14 protein-coding genes are annotated in these 17,271 nt (G+C 69.9%); 9 read left to right on the top strand and 5 right to left on the bottom strand.

Features of this window, described 5'->3' with window-relative positions; all coding sequences use genetic code 11:
• The 3 genes from AUL34_RS22490 to AUL34_RS02520 all read left to right on the top strand — a co-directional run.
• The coding region (locus AUL34_RS22490; RefSeq protein ID WP_192845676.1) for an Rrf2 family transcriptional regulator at nucleotides 1-280 on the top strand (280 nt) is incomplete at its 5' end.
• A gap of 121 nt (nucleotides 281-401) precedes the next feature.
• Entirely contained in the window at nucleotides 402-1,034 is a 633-nt protein-coding gene (locus AUL34_RS02525; protein ID WP_082653114.1) for an alpha/beta hydrolase, read from the top strand.
• A 156-nt stretch (nucleotides 1,035-1,190) separates the two neighbouring features.
• Entirely contained in the window at nucleotides 1,191-1,550 is a 360-nt protein-coding gene (locus AUL34_RS02520; RefSeq protein WP_192845675.1) for a response regulator, read from the top strand.
• 159 nt (nucleotides 1,551-1,709) lie between these two features.
• Here the strand turns inward: AUL34_RS02520 and AUL34_RS02515 are convergent, their stop codons facing one another.
• Both AUL34_RS02515 and efp read right to left on the bottom strand, forming a co-directional pair.
• Complete coding sequence (locus tag AUL34_RS02515; protein WP_061930716.1) at nucleotides 1,710-4,664, bottom strand: PAS domain S-box protein; 2,955 nt, start codon at nucleotides 4,662-4,664, stop codon at nucleotides 1,710-1,712.
• A 114-nt stretch (nucleotides 4,665-4,778) separates the two neighbouring features.
• The gene (gene efp / locus AUL34_RS02510) at nucleotides 4,779-5,348 is read right to left on the bottom strand and encodes an elongation factor P (RefSeq protein ID WP_061930713.1); all 570 of its coding nucleotides are present in this window, start codon (nucleotides 5,346-5,348) and stop codon (nucleotides 4,779-4,781) included.
• A 150-nt stretch (nucleotides 5,349-5,498) separates the two neighbouring features.
• Here efp and epmA point away from each other — a divergent pair, with 150 nt between their 5' ends.
• From epmA to AUL34_RS02480, 6 genes are all read left to right on the top strand, one after another.
• Nucleotides 5,499-6,551: an EF-P lysine aminoacylase EpmA gene (epmA, locus tag AUL34_RS02505; protein ID WP_061930709.1), complete on the top strand. Its 1,053-nt coding sequence runs from the start codon at nucleotides 5,499-5,501 to the stop codon at nucleotides 6,549-6,551.
• A complete protein-coding gene (locus AUL34_RS02500; protein ID WP_061930731.1) occupies nucleotides 6,548-7,603 on the top strand; it encodes a lysine-2,3-aminomutase-like protein in 1,056 nt (351 codons plus the stop codon). Before epmA ends, AUL34_RS02500 begins: the two co-directional genes overlap by 4 nt.
• Before the next feature lie 185 nt (nucleotides 7,604-7,788).
• The gene (locus AUL34_RS02495) at nucleotides 7,789-8,310 is read left to right on the top strand and encodes an NUDIX hydrolase (protein WP_082653113.1); all 522 of its coding nucleotides are present in this window, start codon (nucleotides 7,789-7,791) and stop codon (nucleotides 8,308-8,310) included.
• A gap of 134 nt (nucleotides 8,311-8,444) precedes the next feature.
• Nucleotides 8,445-9,839, top strand: a complete 1,395-nt coding sequence (locus tag AUL34_RS02490; protein ID WP_061930706.1) for a Wadjet anti-phage system protein JetA family protein — start codon at nucleotides 8,445-8,447, stop codon at nucleotides 9,837-9,839.
• The gene (locus tag AUL34_RS02485; RefSeq protein WP_082653112.1) at nucleotides 9,829-10,524 is read left to right on the top strand and encodes a DUF4194 domain-containing protein; all 696 of its coding nucleotides are present in this window, start codon (nucleotides 9,829-9,831) and stop codon (nucleotides 10,522-10,524) included. The genes AUL34_RS02490 and AUL34_RS02485 overlap by 11 nt, the downstream gene beginning before the upstream one ends.
• On the top strand, nucleotides 10,517-13,960 hold the full coding sequence (locus AUL34_RS02480; protein ID WP_061930703.1) for an SbcC/MukB-like Walker B domain-containing protein: 3,444 nt from the start codon (nucleotides 10,517-10,519) through the stop codon (nucleotides 13,958-13,960). Before AUL34_RS02485 ends, AUL34_RS02480 begins: the two co-directional genes overlap by 8 nt.
• Nucleotides 13,961-14,033: 73 nt before the next feature.
• Here the strand turns inward: AUL34_RS02480 and AUL34_RS02475 are convergent, their stop codons facing one another.
• From AUL34_RS02475 to dhaL, 3 genes are all read right to left on the bottom strand, one after another.
• Nucleotides 14,034-14,375, bottom strand: coding sequence for a CsbD family protein (locus AUL34_RS02475; protein WP_061930728.1), 342 nt, complete (start codon nucleotides 14,373-14,375; stop codon nucleotides 14,034-14,036).
• A gap of 96 nt (nucleotides 14,376-14,471) precedes the next feature.
• A complete protein-coding gene (locus tag AUL34_RS21775) occupies nucleotides 14,472-16,514 on the bottom strand; it encodes a bifunctional sugar-binding transcriptional regulator/dihydroxyacetone kinase subunit DhaK (RefSeq protein WP_082653111.1) in 2,043 nt (680 codons plus the stop codon).
• Nucleotides 16,514-17,260 carry a dihydroxyacetone kinase subunit DhaL gene (gene dhaL / locus AUL34_RS02465; protein WP_244492416.1) on the bottom strand — a complete coding sequence of 249 codons (747 nt, stop codon included), beginning with the start codon at nucleotides 17,258-17,260 and terminating at the stop codon, nucleotides 16,514-16,516. The genes AUL34_RS21775 and dhaL overlap by 1 nt, the downstream gene beginning before the upstream one ends.
• Between the last annotated feature and the right edge of the window lie 11 nt (nucleotides 17,261-17,271).

Here is a 17,271-nt window from a genome sequence, read left to right as displayed (position 1 = left end):
GGGCGGGGGCTACACGCTGGCCCGACCACCCGCCGAAATCCGCGTCGGGCACATCCTGCGCGTCCTCGACGGCCCGCTCGCCCCCATTCCCTGCGCCAGCCGCACCGCCTATCGCCGCTGCGACGACTGTCGCGACGAGCGGTCCTGTGCGGTGCGCCGGATCATGCTGGACGTGCGCAACGCCATCTCGGCCGTTCTGGACGAGCGCACGCTGGCGGAAGCCGCTCGCGCGCCCGAGAGCCTGGATTTCGAGTTCCGCGAACTCGCGCTCGGAGCCTAAGGCCCCCGAGGACGACCTTTCCGCGTCAATCGACAAATTGAGTATGTTTTGCGTGTCCGTCCGGCGGACCCCGTCTTACGTTTGTTCCGACGTTCGGATGTCGACGAAAGGCGTTGGGCTCATGACCGAGACTGTGATCGTTCCAGGCCTCAACGGTTCGCCGGCGGGGCACTGGCAGCACCATTGGCTGCAAGGCGATCCGCTGGCCGGCACGGTGGAGCAGGAGGACTGGGCGGAACCGGTCCTCGCCGATTGGCTGCATGCGCTGGAGGCCGCCATCATGGCGAGCCGGCCAGGCGTGATCCTGGTTGCCCACAGTCTCGGCTGCGCCTTGGTGGCCTCGCTCGCCGGCCGTCCCGCCGCGAGCCATGTCGGTGGTGCGCTCCTGGTGGCGCCCGCCGATCTCGGCGCCCTGACGCGCAGCGTGCCGACCGTCGCACCCTTCGCCTCGGCGTCGCGTTCGCGCCTGCCCTTCGCCTCCATCCTCGTCGCCAGCCGCAACGACCCCTATATGCGCTTCGATGGAGCGGAACGCTGCGCTGCGACCTGGGGCTCGGCTCTCTACGATCTCGGCGACGCCGGCCATGTCAACATCGCCAGCGGTTTCGGACCCTGGCCCGATGCCGTGACGCTGGCCGATGGCCTGCGCGGACGTGCCGCCCGGTCGGACCGCACGCGCCGCCTCGCGATACCGCGCCGTTCGGTGTCCGGCTTCCATGAACGAGCCCACGACGCGGGTCTCGGTTGCGGTTGAACGGCCGTTCAGGGGTTTCCATTCGCGTGCCGCGCACCATCTAATCCTTTCAGAGCGCGTGCCCGGCGATGCTAGGCCGGATTGGAAACACCTTCATGAGATCGAGAGGCCGTTCGCGGCCCGATCGGACGGACGGGCGTCGGAATGCAGGATAATGTGAAGGCCGGTTCGCAAAAGGTCGTGCTCGTCGTCGACGACGAGCCCTTGGTGCGACTGAACGCCGTTGATATGTTCGAAGAAATGGGCTTCGAGGTGCTGGAGGCGTCGGACGGCACCTCGGCGTTGCGGGTGCTCGAGCAGCGCCCGGACGTGGCGCTGCTGTTCAGCGATTGCCGGATGCCCGGCATTTCCGGTCCGGAGCTCGCCCGCATGGCGGCCGAGCGCTACCCCCATGTGCGGATCGTTCTCGTCTCGGGTTATGTCAACGTCCAGAAGCTGGACTGGCCGCTCCTGCCAAAACCCTACGACGCCAACTCGCTGCGTAAGGTCGCGGGCGATATCGGTCCCGCCAGCTAGGCGAGACGGAACGGCACCGGATCGAGCGGATCCGGAGGATGTCTCGAAGGCCCGCCACGGATGACGTGGCGGGCCTTCGTCGTATTGCGGGGATCCAGCCGGCTTGCCCGGTCGCGCGCGGGTTCCCGGCGCTTGTGCCGTGGCAACACGCCCGGCGTCTCAGACGTCGTCCAGCGCGTCCCGAAGCTTGGCGGCAAGATCCTCCAGCGAGAACGGCTTGGTCAGCAGCCGCACGCCGGGATCGAGCACCCCGTGGTGCACGATGGCGTTGCGCGTGTAGCCGGTGGTGAACACGACGCGAAGGTCCGGGCGCTGTCGCCGGGCCTCCTCCGCCAGTTGCCGTCCGTCGATGTCGGGCATCACGACGTCCGTGAACAGAAGATCGATGTCCGGTCGTTGCCCCAAAAGCCGCAGCGCCTCGGCGGCCCCGTCCGCCTCCACGGTCCGATAGCCGAGTTCCTGCACCGCCTCGAGGGTCACGCGGCGTACGCTCTCGTCGTCCTCCACCACCAGAATCAGCTCGGCCGACGGGTCGGTCAGCTCCGGTAACACCGCCTCGGGGCGATCGGGGGTGTCGTGCTCGGCGACCAGCCTCGGCAGGTAGATCTTCACGCTGGTGCCGCGGCCGGGCTCGGAATAGATCTTCACGTGCCCGTCTGACTGCTTCACGAAGCCATAGACCTGGCTGAGGCCGAGCCCCGTGCCCTTGCCGATCTCCTTGGTGGTGAAGAACGGATCGAAGGCCTTGGCCATCACCTCCGGCGGCATGCCCGTGCCCGTGTCGGTGACGGCGACGAGCACGTACTGACCGGCGACGATGCCGACATCCGCGGCCACGTATCGGTCGTCGAGATGGGCGTTCTGGGTCTCGATGGTCAGGCGCCCCCCGTCCGGCATGGCGTCGCGGGCGTTGACCGCGAGATTGACGAGGACGTTCTCCAGCTGGTTGGCGTCGACGGAACAGGACCAGAGGCCGCCGCCGAGCACGGTCTCCAGACGGATATTGCCGCTCAAGGTTCGGCGCATGAGTTCCGACATGCCGGACACCAGCTTGTTGAGGTCGACCGCCTGCGGATTGAGAGGCTGCTGGCGGGAGAAGGCGAGGAGCCGGTGCGTCAGCGTCGCGGCCCGGCGCGCGCCCTCCATGGCGTTGTCGGCATAGCGCCGCAGGCGTGCCTCGCCCTCCGGCAGGCGGCGGCCGAGAAGGTCGAGCGAGCCGATGATTACGGACAGCATGTTGTTGAAGTCGTGAGCGATGCCGCCGGTGAGCTGGCCGACGGCCTCCATCTTCTGCGCCTGGCGCAGCACGTCCGAAGTGCGCTCCAGTTCGGCGGTGCGCTCGCGCACCCGCTCCTCCAGCGTCGCATTGAGCTCGATCAGTGCGGCTTCCGCGCGGGCGCGATCCAGCGCCTCGCGGGTGCGCAGGGCCACGTCCTCGCAAAGCTGCACCTCCGCCTCAGTCCAGCGCCGCGGCTCGGGCTCGTGCAGGTAGAGAATGGAGCGGAGCGCCCCGTCGCGCAGGAGCGGGACGACCACCAGCGACACGCAGCCGATGCCGTCCCATGTCCTGGTGGCGGTTTCATCGACGCGGGGATCGCTTCGCGCATCCTCCACCACCAGCGTACGGCCCGCCCGCAGCTCGCCGATCACCGCGGCGCCGAACCCGTCGAGAGCGCGGCTTTCGCCCGCAAGGCTCATCACGTCGGCCGAACGCGTCCAGTCGCGCGCGACCCGAACCACCTCTCCGTCCGCGTCGACCTCTCCGTAGCCGCAGCGGGCCGCTCGGACGCGGCGACCCAGAAGCTGCGTCGCCGCACCTTCGATGCCTACGGGATCGAGGTGCCCGAGAAGGGTGTCGCTGAGGAGCAGGAGAAACTCGCGCCGCTCTTCCGCCAGCTTGAAATCGTGGATGTCGGTGCAGGTGCCGAACCAGCGGATGATGCGCCCGGAGGGATCGCGCATCGCCTGGGCGCGGCCGAGAACCCAGCGATACGTGCCCGTGTGGTGCCGCAGACGGTATTCGATATGGTAGGGCTCGCCGGTCGCGAGGCAGCGGCGCCATACGATCCAGGCACGATCCTGGTCGTCCGGATGGAACATGCCGCTCCAGCCTTCGCCGTCGGTCGAACCGTAGGGCATGCCGGTGAATTCGTACCAGCGGTCGTTGTAGTAGTCGTGGAAACCGTCGGGCAGCGTCGTCCAGATCATCTGGTCGATCGTGTTGGCGATGGCCTGGAAGCCCTGCTCGCTGGCCCGGAGGCGATCCTCGCCCGAGCGTCGCTCGTCGATGTCGATCACCGATCCGACGAACCCGAGGAAAGCGCCCGTCTCGTCGAAGCGCGGCGAGGCAGCGTCGATCGCCCAGCGATAGCGGCCATCCGCATGGCGCAGGCGATATTCCAGGCGAAACGCCCGGTGGGCGGCGTTGGCCTCCCGGAAGATCCGGCTCGATTCCTCCGCGTCGTCGGGATGCGTCGCCTGAAGCCAGCCGAATCCTTCCGCCATCTCGGCGGTCTGGCCGGTGGTCTCGTACCATGATTTGTTGAGGTAGGTGCAGCGCCCGTCGGGATCCGTGACCCAGAGCATGACCGGCGCGTTGTCCGCCATGTTGCGGAAGCGGCTCTCGCTTTCCGCCAGCCGTCGTTCGCCCGTCACGCGTCCCGTGGTTTCCGACACGATGCACAGGACGCCGCCGACGGCGCCCGTCTCGTCGCGCACGGCGGAGTAGCTGATGTCGAAGAACACGTCCTCGAGGAAGCCGTGCCGCTCGATCTGGAACGGTCGATCCTTGGCCGCGAAGGTCTCGCCCGTCTCGCGCACGCGCCGCAGGAGAGGCTCGAGATCGTCCCAGAGCTCGGACCAGTTCTCCCGCGCCGGCCGACCGAAGGCACGCGGGTGCTTGCTCCCGATCGTCGGCGCGTAGGCCTCGTTGTAGAAGGCCGTGTATTCCGGACCCCAGAACAAGACGATCTCGGCGCGGGCCGCGATCACGAGGCCGATCGTGGTGCGCAGGGCCGAGGGCCAGGAGGCCGGAGCCCCGAGCGGGCAGTCGCTCCAGTCGCGCGAGCCGATCAACCCGCCGATCGCGCCGAGGTCCTCCAGTACGAACGCCATGCGATACCAGACTCCAACAATGCGTGGTCTGGCGCGCGATCCCATTCGCGCGCCTGTGCCTCCCAACGCGGGGAGGGGGGCTTGGGTTCGCCGGCTTATGGTCTACGCGGGAGATCAGTCCTTGGCGCGCTCGACATAGGAGCCGTCGGCGGTCATCACCACGATGCGGGTCCCCGGCGCGATGTGCGGGGGAACCAGCGTGCGCACGCCGTTGGAAAGGACGGCCGGCTTGTAGGACGAGGAGGCCGTCTGACCCTTGGTGGTCGGCTCGGTTTCCGTCACCTCGTAGGTCGCGCGCTGCGGCAGCTCGATCGAGATGGCAAGGTCGTTGTAGACGGCGACCTGCACCGCCATGCCTTCCTGGAGGTAGGGGGCGTAGTCGCCGACGACGCTTTCGGGAACCGCGACCTGGTCGAAGCTCTCCGGGTTCATGAAGTGATAGCCCTCGTCGTCCGAATACAGGAACGTGTGGTTGCGCTCCTCCACGAAGGCGCGCTCGACCTGCTCGGTCGTGCGGTAGCGGTCCGACACCTTCACGCCGTCCGAGATGCGGCGCATGTCGAGCTGGGTCACGGGCGTGCCCTTGCCCGGATGGATGTTCTCCGCGGACAGGATCACGTAGAGCTTGCCGTCGTCGCGTTCGACGACGTTGCCTTTGCGGAGCGAACTGGCGATCACCTTCACGGGCTTTGTTCCTGATTTCGGTCTTGTGTTGTAAGGGAGCTCGTCCGAGCCTCGATCCTGGGCCCTAGCGCATCTGGCGGCCCGCCGCCAGTCGGGCGGGCCTGTTTCGCGTCGCACCCTTCATGCCTGAGATCGTTCCTCGAAGCCCCCATGACCCAAGCCTCGCCCTGGTGGGCGCCCCATGTCCATGCCGACCGCCGCCCGCGTCTTTTGCTGCGCAACCGGCTCATGGCCTCCCTGCGCAGCTGGTTCTCCCACCGCGATTTCGTCGAGGTCGAGGCGACGGCGCTTCAGGTATCGCCGGGTAACGAGGCGCATCTCGCCGCCTTTGCGACCGTCGAGCATCGCTCGGACGGCTCGCGTCAGCCGCTCTATCTCCACACCTCGCCTGAGTTCGCCTGCAAGAAGCTCCTCGCCGCCGGCGAGCCGCGCCTGTTCTGCCTCGCCCCCGTCTACCGCAACGGTGAGCGCAGCGCGCTGCATCATCCAGCGTTCACCATGCTGGAATGGTACCGCGCGGGAGAGACCTACGAGGCGCTGATGGACGACTGTGCGGGCCTGCTCGCGCTTGCGGCCGAAACGGCGGGCGTGAAGCGCTTGGCCTTTCGCGATCGCAAGGCCGACCCGTTCTTCGCGCCGGAGCGGCTGAGCGTTGCCGATGCGTTTCAGCTGTTCGCCGGCATCGACGTTCTGGCGAGCGTCTCGGCGAGCGGCGAGACGGACCGCGACCGCCTGGAGGCGGACGTGCGGGCCGCTGGCCTGCGCACCGCGCCGGACGACACCTGGGCCGATCTCTTCAGCCGCGTCCTGACCGAGAAGATCGAGCCGCGGCTGGGGCAGGGGCGCGCGACGATCCTCTACGACTATCCCGTTCCGGAAGCTGCGCTCGCCCGGCGAAGCACCCGCGACGGGCGCGTGGCGGAGCGCTTCGAGCTGTATTGCTGCGGCGTGGAACTTGCCAACGGCTTCGGCGAGCTAACCGACGCCGCCGAGCAGCGTCGGCGCTTCGAGGCGGAGATGGACGAGCGCCAGCGTGTCTACGGCGAACGCTATCCGTTGGACGAGGACTTCCTCGACGCCTTGAACGTCATGCCGGAGGCGAGCGGCATCGCGCTCGGCTTCGACCGGCTCGTGATGCTGGCAGCGGGCGCGAACCGGATCGAGGACGTCCTGTGGACGCCGGTTGCGGACATCCGCCGATGACGGGATCCCTGCGCACGGCCGGCGCACTGGTCGAAGCGGGCCTTGCGAACCGCGAACGCCTCGGCGAACTGGAGCGCGTGGCGGCGCGCTACGCCGTTTCGGTGACCGCCGACATGGCCGAGCTGATCGCCGACGCCGACGATCCGATCGGACGCCAGTTCGTGCCCACCGAAGCCGAGCTCGATACCCGGCCCGAGGAACGCGCCGATCCGATCGGCGACGAGGCGCACGCGCCGGTGCCCGGCATCGTCCATCGCTACCCCGACCGCGTGCTGCTGAAGCCCCTTCACGTCTGCCCGGTCTATTGCCGCTTCTGCTTCCGCCGCGAGGTCGTCGGGCCGGAGGGGGCGGGAAGCCTGACCGAGCCGGAGCTCGACGCCGCGCTCGCCTATGTAGCGGAACGGCCGGAGATCTGGGAGGTCGTGGTGACGGGGGGCGACCCCTTCCTCCTTTCGCCCCGACGCGTGGAGGCGATCGGCCGCGCACTCGGCCGCATGGAGCACGTCAAGGTCATGCGCTTCCACACACGCGTGCCCGTGGTGGAGCCGGCGCGGGTGAACGAGGCCCTGGTCGCAGCGCTGCGTGCCTTCCCCGGTGCGACCTTCGTGGCGCTCCACGCCAACCATCCCGGCGAGTTCACGCCGAAGGCCCGTGCGGCGATCGCCCGGTTGGTGGACGCCGGCGTGCCCATGGTCAGCCAGACGGTCCTCCTCGCGGGTGTCAACGACGATGCGGCTACCCTGTCGGACCTGATGCGCCGCTTCGTCGAGAACCGCATCAAGCCGTACTACCTGCACCAGGGCGACCTCGCGCCCGGCACGGCCCATCTTCGCACCACGATCGATGTGGGTCAGGACCTGATGCGCGAGCTTCGGGGTCGGGTCTCTGGCCTCTGCCAGCCGACCTATGTTCTCGACATCCCCGGGGGCCATGGCAAGGTGCCGATCGGTCCGGGATATGTCGAGCGCGCCGAAGAGGCTTTGCGCGTCACGGACCCCGGCGGACGGGTCCACCGCTACCCGCCGGACGCGAGGCCGCGACCAGAAAGTTGAAGACGCAGGCGAGGTTTTGCCCTATGGAAACGGGCACGGCGTTGCGTCCGTCCCGAGCACGTCCGCGACGGGGCCGAGACGATCAGCCGCCCACGCAATCCGTTGCGATTCCATTCGTTCTCTCGACGCCAACTTGAGCCTGCCGCCTTAAGGTTTTGGCTGATGCGCCCGAGCCGGAGGAGGCCATGAACCAGACCGCCATCCTGCAACCCGATGCCGAACCCGAGGGATCGGGGCCGCGCGACCAGATCGCCGCGCTGCCCGCGCGCCTGCGCGAGGACGGGACGGTGGAGGTGCTTCTCGTCACCTCGCGCGAGACGCGGCGCTGGATCATTCCCAAGGGCTGGCCAATGGACGGTCTCGCCGACGATGCGGCGGCCGGTGTCGAGGCGCGCGAGGAAGCCGGCGTGAAGGGCAAGCTCCTGTCCGTGTCGATCGGGCGCTATGCCTACTGGCAACGCGGGCGCACCGAGACGCGGTTCGCCCAGGTGGACGTGTTTCTGCTGCGCGTCGACAAGATCCTGAAGAACTGGAAGGAAAAGGGCCAGCGCGAGCGTCGCTGGTTCAGCGTGATGGAGGCGGCCGACCTCGTTCAGGAACCCGAACTTGGACAGATCTTCCTGCGTCTCGCCGGGCAGCCCGGGGCGCGCCGCCTGCTCGGCCTCGACCGCGGCAAGGCGGCACGCGGCAAGGCCGGGCCGACCTGATCGTGCCTGCCGGTTGATCCGGCGCGCATGGACGGTTAAGAGCTGATCAACAGGTCCGCGCAAGGTCCTGCCCGGCGAGAGGCCGGTTCTTCGGCGCGCCGCGCCCATCCCGTTCAACTTGAGCCCGGATCGGAATGCCGCTCTTCGACGTCCTGCCGCCGGACCTCTTCAAGCCCCTGGCGGCCCCGGCGAAGCGGCTCTACTCCGACCTCCTTCTCCATATCTTCCACGAGACGTTCGAGCCCTCCGCCGAGGCGCCGCGTCGCGCCGACATCTTGCGCGCCATCGAGGCGTTCCTGGCGGCACGCGAGTTCGAGGGCGAGGAGGACCTGCCGGCCGGAAAGCCCGAGGAGCGCGCGCGCGCCCTCTACGACCGACTGGTCGAAACCGGCTGGATGGTGGAGCATCGCGACCGCTATCTGCGCGTCGTCGATCTCGATCCGGAGGCGGCCGGCCTCCTGCATCTCCTCTCGCGCATCGAGCGCGGCGAGACGCGCTCTTATGGCGGGGCGGTGCTGGAGGTCCTGAGCGGCCTCGAAGGGGCGGCCGCCCATCCGGACGAGCGGTCCGAGGCCCTGCGCAACGCCCTGCGCGGCGCCGAGGATTTCATGGGGCACATGCGCACCGTCGCCGTGTCGCTTCGACAGGCCGAGGAGCGCATCCTGCGCCAGCCCTCGCTGCGCGCTATCTTTCGCCAGTTCTTCGGCGACTTCGTCGAGCGCCACCTGATCCGCGACTTCAAGACGCTGCAGACGGTGGACAACCCGTTCCGGTTCCGCACCGCCATCATCCGGCAGGCGACCGAGATGATCGAGAACCGGGCCCTGCTTTCGACGCTCGGCGTGGCCTACGGGCGCGAGGGGCGGGTGGCCCCGGGGCGCGACGGCGAGGAGGAGATCCGCGAGGAGCTCTCGCGCATCGTCCACGTCTTCGAGGCGGCCGAGCGGCACCTGGATTCCATCAACGCGACGGTGGCGCGCATCGAGCGGCGCATGGTCAACGCCGCGCGCCACATGGACCGCATCGCGGGGGGCTCCACCTCCGACCTCGTGGAGGCGCTGCGGCTGGTCGCGGCGAGGACCGAAGAGGGCGAGGTCGCGGTCGCGCCCGTGCTCCTGCCGCGCATCCTGCCGCTCGGGCCGCCGCATGTGCCGGCGCCCCGGCGCGACAAGCCGCCGGTCGCCGCGGTTCCCTTGCGCGACCTGCCGCCCGACCCCGCCGCCGTGCTCTATGCCCGCGCCAAGGACGAATACGTGCGCCGCACCCGCGTCACCGCGCCGGTGCTGTCCGCCTATGTCGAGCGCGTGCTTGCGGGGCGGTCGGAAGTCCGGGCGCGCGACGTGACGCTCTCCTCGGTGGACGATTTCGTCGCCTTCCAGCGCCTGCGCGAACTGCCCTCGATCTTCGGCGGCCTGCTGTCGAAGCGCTACGAGATCGAGTTTCTGGAAGACCGCTGCGCCAACCGCTGGATCGCCTGCCAGGACTTCGTGATCCGCCGCCGGCCAGGAGCCCAAGTCGATGCCGCCTGAGACCGACGAGTTCCGCGACATCGTGGAGGGCGACTGGGCGGGCGGCCATATCGCCGGCAAGCGCCCGTCCGCGGAGGAGATGACCCGCGCGCTGCAGGTGATGATGACGCGTCAGTGCGTCTACTCGCATACGCCCAACATCGGACGCTCCTACGACCTCGTGCGCGCCTATCCGACGTTCTTCGAGCGCTATTTCGGCTCTCTCGGCTATCGCCTCGTTGTGTCGCCGCGCGACCAGATGGTGGCGCTCGCGGTGCCGACGGAGGGCCCTCGCTACGACGGGCTGTTCGAGCGCCTGCGCAAGGACGAGACCGTCGTGCTCCTGGCGCTCCGGCTGATCTGGGAGGAGGCGTTGCGGGCGCACGAGGCGGGGGATGCCGGCGTCGTCGACGCCACAACCGACGATCTCGTCGACCGCATCGCGGGCGTTGCGCAAGCCGCTCCGCCCGAGGAGGCGCGGCTTCTCGACATCCTGCGCGGTTTCGCCCGCCATGGCGCGGTGCGGCTCGGCGAGCGGGATCGGGTCCGGCGCGTCACCCCCGTGACCATCCTGCCGGGCATCGGCATCCTCGTGCCCGATTCCTATGTGAAGGAGCTGATCCTGTGGGCGGGGGCCCCGGCGGCCCTTCCATCGGGAGCCGCAACCATCGCTACCGAAGCGCCCGGGGACGAGCCGAATGTATAGTCTCAGGCGGATCTCGCTTTCCAACTGGTACCTGATCGACGCCAAGGACATCGACATCCGGGGCGAGGCCGCGCTGATCGGGCCGACGGGCGCCGGCAAGACCTCGATCCAGGACGCGATCCAGACCGTCATCACCGGCGCCAGCCAGAACCGGCTGAACCTCAACGCCAGCGCGTCGGGGCGCTCCTCGCGTTCGGTGCTGGAATATTGCCTCGGCATGACGGGCGACCCGGCGGAGAACGGCCGGCCGCTGCGCCAGTCCTGCGAGACGCTGCTGGTGCTCACCTTCGCCAATGACCAGACGGGCGAGCCGATCGCCGTCGGCATCGCCATGGCCGCGCGCCACGGCGAGGCGCGCGAGGAGATCCTGTCCCGCTTCATCGCGCCGGGCCACGCCTTCTCGCTGGAAGCGGTGCGCAAGAGCGAAGGCGGCGTCGAGACCGTGAAGCCATGGGCCGACATCGCCCGCGACCTGCGCGAGAGCTGCCCGGCCTTTTCCGAATACAAGGCGTCGGCCGAAAAGTTCACGGCCGAGATGCTCACCGCCATGCGCGGACCGGCGTCCGCCCCCAACGCGCGCCACTTCCTGCGCGCCTTCTCCAACGCGCTGGCCTTCCGCCCGATCTTCGATCCGACCGTCTTCGTGCGCGATTTCGTTCTGGAGCCCGACCCGCTCGACGTGGAGCGCGTGCGCGCCTCCATTGCCACCTGGCGCGAGTTGGAAGGGCTGATCGAGGAGGCCGAGGCCAAGCACCGGCACGTCTCGCGTATCTCGGCCAAGTTCCTCGGGTGGGGCCGCGAGCGGCTGGCCGGCGATCTCGGCCGTTGGCGTGCGGGCGCCCTTCAGGCGCGGCGTACGGGCCAGGAGGCGTTGTCGATCCGCCGGGCCCTGCGAGAGCGCGAGGCGGAACTCGCGCTGGAGCAGGGCGTGCTTTCGACGCGGCGCGAGTGGATCCGCTCGTGGGACGAGGAGATCCGCGACAAGAGCGCCCGGCTGGCGGCGGCCGGGGGCGAGGGCCGCCTGCGCGAGATCGCGGCCGAGACCCGGCACAACGAGCGCGACATCCGCGAGATCGAGCAGGGCTGGGGCCGCATCGCGACCGGCCTCGGCACCCTGGCGCGCCTCGTGCTGCGCCACGCGGGCGACCTGCCGGCCGGCGCGGTGGAGGCGGGCCGCGCGGCGGCCGAGGCGCTCACGCTGGTGCGCGACGGCGACAGTTTTCTCGACCATGCGCGCGGCAAGGGCGACCGGCTGGAGGACCTGTTGGCGACGGCCCGCCGGGCGGACGGCTTCGAGGCGGCGCTGGACGCCGCGACCGAGCGGCTCGGCGCGCGTGCCCACGCCTTGGAGGGCGAACTGGAGCGCCTGCGCGGGGCGCTCTCGAGGCCGAAGGGCGCAGGCGGCGTCCTGTCGCGCGAGGCATCGCGGCTTCTGGCGCAGCTGCAGGCGGCCGGCATCCCCGCCGTGCCGCTCTGCGACCTCGTGGATATCGTGGACCCGAGCTGGCAATACGCCGCCGAGGCCCTGCTCGGCCGCGGCCGGGAGGCGCTGATCGTCGAGCCGGCGCGCTTAAGCCAAGCTTTCGACCTGATGTGGCGGGACCGCAACGCCTTTGCCGGTTGCACGCTCGTCAAGACATCGGCGACGCGGGGCATCAACGCGCGTGCCCCCGTGGGCAGCATTCTCGAAGCCCTCGCCACCGACGACCCGCACGCGCGCGCGTTCCTTGCCGTGCGCATCGGCGCCTTCCGCAAGGCGGAGACCGACGCCGAACTCGACAGGCTGGAGCGCGGCGTCATGCGCAACGGCAAGACCTCATCGGGCATGGGCCTGTCGGTCCAGCGCGATCTCGGCGACCTCCTGTTCGGGCGCAGCGGGTCATTGAACGAGGGCGCGGGGCTCGAAGCGGAGCGCGCCCGACTGGAGGCCGAACTCGCCGAAGCCCGCGCTCGACTTCGCGAGGCGCGCGAGGGCGCCCGCGCGCTCGGTCCCGTGCTTGCCGCCCTGTCGCCGGAGGCAGGCCCGGCCGAGCTGGAACGGCGCGCCATGGGCGTGCGCCAGCGCGGCGACGAACTCCTGCGCGATCGCCGCGCCCTGGAGGAGGGGGAGGCGGCCACCCTGAAGGCCGAGATCGAGGACATCCGGGGGGAGCGCGACGCCTATGCCACGGAGCTCGCCGAGGAGGTCGAGCCCAAGGTCGAGGCGCTGCGCCAGACCGTGGCCAATCTCAAGGCGCGCGGCGACATGGCGGCCGAGCGGCACCGGGCTGCCCATACCAGGCGCCGGCGGGCCTGGGGCATTCTCGCCACGGAGGCGACGACCGAACTCCTGAGCCTCACCCGCGTCGGTGACGAAGCGCCCCGTACGCTCGCGGCGGAATGCGCCGCGTTGCGCGCCGAGATCGCGGCAGCGGAGGCGGAACGGCGCGATGCGGCCGCGTGGCTGGCCTCGGCGCGAAACGAGGCGGAGCAGGCGGCGGAAGCCGCCGAGGGCGCCGCTCGGCGCGATCAGCTCTCGGCACTGCGCGAGCTCACCGAATATGCCGGCCGCTGGAGTGCGCCGGTTCCCGCCTTCGACGGCGAGACCATGGCGTCGGCGCTCGCCTGGGTGCTGGCGGAGGCGTCGCGCCTCGAGACGCACGAGCTGCGCGGCCACCGCGACGCCTGCATCAAGGCGGCGGCGGAAATGCGCCGGATGATGCGCGAAGACCTCCTGGCCCGCCTGTCGGAGAAGCTGGCTCGAGTCGGTTATCGCCTGGCGGGCATCAACCGCCTCCTCAAGCGTCACCGCTTCACCGGCCAGACCTATGCCTTCTCCTATGCCGTCAACGGCCGGTTCGAGGGCATGCACGACCTCGCCCGGCGTGCGGTCGAGGGCCAGCTGACGGACGAGGCGTTCGACACCTCGATGAGCGAGGTCGAGGCGATGATCGAGGGCGCCGAGGACGCCGCGCTCCTCGCCGACTACCGGCAATACTATACGTTCGAGATCGTGATGAGCGATGCGGACGGCAACCGCACGACGCTCTCCTCGCGCGCCATGAAGGGCTCGGGCGGTGAGGCGCAGGTGCCGTTCTACGTCGCGATCGCGGCATCGCTGGCGCTCGCCTACTTCCCCGGACACATCGCCGGGCGGCCGGTCGGCATGGGGCTCGCGCTCTTCGACGAGGCCTTCAACAAGCTGGACGTGCCGAACACGCAGGCGCTGCTGCGCTTCTTCCGCGATATGGGCCTGCAGCTTCTGATCGCGGGGCCGGAGGACAAGCGCGCGACCTTCACCGAGGTGCTCGACACGATCATCCTCGTCAACAAGTCGCTGGACGGGCGCGCGGTGTATATCGACACCGAATATCCCGGCGAGACGGCCAAGCAGGCGCTCGCCCGGCTCAACCCCGATCACAAGGGAGTCGAGGGGTTCCGCTCCGCCGCCGAGTAGACCTTCGCGCACGGAAAGCCTTCCGCGCGCCCGTCATGGTCACGCGGAAGGTTGCAGACCGTAACGCCGGCGGTCAGTCGCGGTCGCGGGCGAGAAGACCCAGCACGAAGCCGACGGCACCGGCGACGAGCAGCGAGGACAGCGGGTTGTCATGGACGGTGCGGCGTACCGCGCGGGTGCTCTGGTCGGCATAGACCCCGGCGTTCTCGTAGAGATCCGTGGCATATTTGGTCGCGTCGTGCCGCGCCTCGCGCAGCGCGTCGCGGCCCTGGCCATAAAGATTCTGCGCGGCGCCTTCGATTTCCCGGCGACGGCCCTCGGCGGAATCGCGGTCGGAGCCCAACGTATCGCCCAGCGCGCCCTGCACCTTGCCGCCCAGTTCCTTGGCGGCGCCTTCGAAACGATTGCTATCCATGGTCATTGGCTCCTCGAGAGGCGAGCGGTTCGTCCGCTTTCGGAGCATACAAGTCGTTAGGCGACGATTGGTTCGAGCCCTGCCGGATTTTATGGTTCAGGGTGCCATCGTCAGCGCCGGGCTGCGGCAGGGATGGCGCAGGAGTTCCAGCAGCTCGTCGTCCACATGGAGCAGGGAAACGGAGACGCCCGCCATGTCGAGCGAGGTGTAGTAGGGGCCGACCCAGGCCCCGACGACCTCGATGCGCCGCGCCCGCAGCCGCTGGGCGATGCGACGATGGACGACGTAGAGCTCCATCGCCGGCGTGCCGCCGAGCGAGTTGACGAGGACGGCCACTCTGTCGCCCGGCTGAAGTCGCATCTCGGAGAACAGGCGATCGAGCAGCAGATCGGCCACCGTGTCGGCGCTCGCCAAGGGCTCGCGCGAGACGCCGGGCTCGCCATGGACGCCGACCCCAATCTCCATGTCGGCGGGACCGAGCGCGAAGCTCGGCCGCCGCGTCTCCGGCATCGTGCCGGGCTCCAACGCGACGCCCATCGAGAAGGTGCGCGCCGCCGCACGCCGCGTGACGGCTTCGCAGTCCTCCAGCGACATCATCCGGTCGGCGGCGGCCCCGGCGATCTTGAACACGAAGACGTTGCCGGCGACCCCGCGACGCGAGCCGACGGCGTCCGGGGGGGCGGAGGCGACATCGTCGATCGTCACCACCGAGCGGGTCGCGATCCCTTCGATCGTCAGCTCCTCGGCCGCCATCTCGAAGTTCATCACGTCGCCGGAGAAGTTGCCGAAGACGTACAGGACGCCCGCGCCGGCATGCACGGCGCGGGTGGCGGCAAGGATCGGTCCGGGCGGCGGGGCCGCGAAGAGGTTGCCGACCACCGCAGCATCGGCAAGGCCCGGCCCGACATAGCCCCAGAAGGCGGGCTCGTGGCCTGCGCCGCCGCCGACCACGAGCCCGACCTTTCCGGGACGCGGGCTCCGGATGGACCGGATCGCGCGCGGCGCACCGGGCACGGCGGCGATCAGGTCGGCATGGGCGGCGACCGCGCCCTCGAGGGCCTCGTCCACCGCGGCGCGCGGCGTGTTCAGAAGCTTCTTGGTGTGGGTGCGGACCAAAGGCGCCGGCGCCGGGCTCGTCGTGCGGCGCGGCGGCTCCGTCCATCCGTCGGCGGTCAGGATGCCCCAGCCGGTCTGGGTGTCGGTGACGAGAACGCTTGCGAAGCCGCCGCGCAAGGCGCCGAGGATCGCCGCGACCTTGTCCGGTCCGCCGGCCACGGCGATGCGCTGGGGCACCGCACGCAGGGCGGCGAGATCGATCCCGATCGTGCGCCCGTCGAGGGGGCCAGGCACGGGCGCTCCGGAGGCCGCGATGAACCGACCCGCGATCGAGCCGATCGCCACCGCTTCGTAATCGTGACGCTCGGGGCCTTCGAGGAAGCCGCTCGTGTGAATGGTGCTCTCGGGGCGCAGGGACGAGATGCCGAAGAGGATGCGCCCGGCCTCGCCGAGGACCGCCATCTGTTCGGCGAGAACGGGTTCGGCGAGCAGCATGTCGCGCATCGCCGGACCCGAGACGATGGCGGGAGCGGAAAGAGGAATGCAGCGGCCCCCCAGGGCCTCGGCCAGGCGCGAGGCGCAGGCTTCCGGCGTCCAGGGAATCTTGGCCGTCGTGCCGCCGGTCGCCTGCACCACCCGCAGATCGCTCAACGGTGACACTTCGAGCGCCTCGGCCAGCGCCAGAACGGTGCGACCCCAGGTGACGGCGACGGTGTCGCCCGAACGCACGAAGCGGGCGAGGGCTTGCGCGCCCGCGGCGCCGAGGCGAGCGGTGAGCGAGCGCTCGCCGCCCGATGTCGGCACCACGAGGCAGTCTTCGAGGTCGAACCGCGTTCGCAGCGCCTCGGCGAGCGTCAGCGCGCGGAACTGCCTCGGCTCGATCTCGATCGTGACGAGGCCGCGCGTGCGCGCCTCGGCCAGATAGGCGTTCACCGAGGCCCGCGAGATACCCATCTCGGCCGCGATGTCGCCCTGCGTCATCCCCTCCTCGTGATACAGCCAGGATGCCCAGAGAAGGGCATCGTCGCCGAAGCGCAGCGGGATCGCCGGCTCGCCCGCGGCGCGTGGGGAGGAGCGCGCCATCAGCGGCCTCCGCCGCGACGCGCCAGAAGCGCCTCGAAGGCCTCGCGCAGCGCATCGACGAGAACCGCTGCCGATGCGGCGCCAGGATCCACGTGGCCGAGGCTCCGTGTACCGAGTCGAGCCGCCCGGCCCTTCGAGGCGACCATGGTGCGCGTCGCCTCGCGTCCCTCGGCGGCACCGAGCGCTGCCGCGCGCAGGGCTGCGGCCGTGCTCTCGCCCGCCGCCTCGGATGCGGCCGCGGCGCGCATCGCCGGCCCGAACGCGTCCATCATGGTCTTGTCGCCCGGCACCGCCTTGCCGCGTCCGGCGATGCCGTCGCCGAGACCTGCGAGGAAGACGAGAATGTCGGCATCGGCGAATTCCGTCCGGCCGGACAGCCGCCGTCCGGCCTCCTGAAAGCCGCCGGCATAGAGCGGCCCGGCCGTCGCCCCGACGGCATCGAGGAAGGATCGGGCGGCGATGGGCAGGAGGTCGGAAGCGCCCGTGCCCCGCGCCGCCGCATCCTGCGCGTCGCGAACCACGGCCGCGAACCCTTCGGACATAGTGCGCCCGTGGTCCGCATCCCCGATCGCCCCGTCGAGCTCGCCGAGGTGCTCGCGTGCTTCGTCGATCCTCGCGGAGACGATGCGAAGGATGTCCACGAACTCGGCGGCGGTGATGCGGGTCATGACGACATAGTCGGAGCGTGGGTTCGATTCGGCAAGGAGGGCGGCACGCGGGGTGCCAGCGACGTGAACTCTCGACACCCACTCGTCCG

The sequence above is a fragment of the Aureimonas sp. AU22 genome (assembly GCF_001463745.1).
Taxonomy (GTDB): domain Bacteria; phylum Pseudomonadota; class Alphaproteobacteria; order Rhizobiales; family Rhizobiaceae; genus Aureimonas.
Note: the sequence above shows the minus strand (reverse complement) of the source record. Positions and strands in the feature narration are given on the sequence as shown.

What these genes read in the sequence shown, in the direction of transcription:
- AUL34_RS02485 (WP_082653112.1), top strand. Translation starts at nt 9,829, where the DNA reads ATGCCGCCTGAGACCGACGAGTTCCGCGACATCGTGGAGGGCGACTGG.
- AUL34_RS02525 (WP_082653114.1), top strand. Translation starts at nt 402, where the DNA reads ATGACCGAGACTGTGATCGTTCCAGGCCTCAACGGTTCGCCGGCGGGG.
- AUL34_RS02490 (WP_061930706.1), top strand. Translation starts at nt 8,445, where the DNA reads ATGCCGCTCTTCGACGTCCTGCCGCCGGACCTCTTCAAGCCCCTGGCG.
- AUL34_RS02475 (WP_061930728.1), bottom strand. Translation starts at nt 14,375, where the DNA reads ATGGATAGCAATCGTTTCGAAGGCGCCGCCAAGGAACTGGGCGGCAAG.
- epmA (WP_061930709.1), top strand. Translation starts at nt 5,499, where the DNA reads ATGACCCAAGCCTCGCCCTGGTGGGCGCCCCATGTCCATGCCGACCGC.
- AUL34_RS02495 (WP_082653113.1), top strand. Translation starts at nt 7,789, where the DNA reads ATGAACCAGACCGCCATCCTGCAACCCGATGCCGAACCCGAGGGATCG.
- AUL34_RS21775 (WP_082653111.1), bottom strand. Translation starts at nt 16,514, where the DNA reads ATGGCGCGCTCCTCCCCACGCGCCGCGGGCGAGCCGGCGATCCCGCTG.
- AUL34_RS02500 (WP_061930731.1), top strand. Translation starts at nt 6,548, where the DNA reads ATGACGGGATCCCTGCGCACGGCCGGCGCACTGGTCGAAGCGGGCCTT.
- AUL34_RS02480 (WP_061930703.1), top strand. Translation starts at nt 10,517, where the DNA reads ATGTATAGTCTCAGGCGGATCTCGCTTTCCAACTGGTACCTGATCGAC.
- AUL34_RS02515 (WP_061930716.1), bottom strand. Translation starts at nt 4,664, where the DNA reads ATGGCGTTCGTACTGGAGGACCTCGGCGCGATCGGCGGGTTGATCGGC.